At 53.0% G+C, this 562-nt stretch carries 1 pseudogene; it reads left to right on the forward strand.

Annotated elements, in window-relative coordinates:
- A pseudogene (locus PsAD37_RS28240) lies at positions 1-562 on the forward strand (hypothetical protein); the annotation flags it as partial.

Raw genomic sequence — 562 nt, forward strand, 5'->3', positions numbered from 1 at the left:
CCGTGACCTGACGCTGGATGATCTGCGCATCGAAGCTTATGAACACGAAAATCAGGGAACGAGCCTTCGGCTTGGCTGGACTACAGCAGACGGTAATGCTGGAACACTGAATGTGGCTGACATGGGCCAGAATATCGAACGTTATGAGTTTGCCGATCGCACAAGCCTGAGTGAGTTCAAGGTTCGTGAAGATGGCCGCATGGAGCTGCATGGGTTCAGCAATGAAACCAACCTGATTATGGGCACTGAGCTGAGCGATTTTATCTATGGTGGCTCAAAGAATGATGTTCTTTATGGCGGCGATGCGGGGGCTGGATGGCAATACCTCCATGGCCACGGCGGTGATGATACCTACCTGATTGGCCGTGATAAAGGCGGTTCCTGGATCACCCGCAGTGCAGAAACCAGCTCAGGAGGAACTGACACAGTAAAGTTCCGTGACCTGACGCTGGATGATCTGCGCATCGAAGCTTATGAACACGAAAATCAGGGAACGAGCCTTCGGCTTGGCTGGACCACAGCAGACGGTAAAGCCGGAACACTGAATGTGGCTGACATGGGC

It is taken from the genome of Pseudovibrio sp. Ad37, from assembly GCF_001623075.1.
In the GTDB taxonomy this organism is placed as follows: Bacteria; Pseudomonadota; Alphaproteobacteria; order Rhizobiales; family Stappiaceae; genus Pseudovibrio.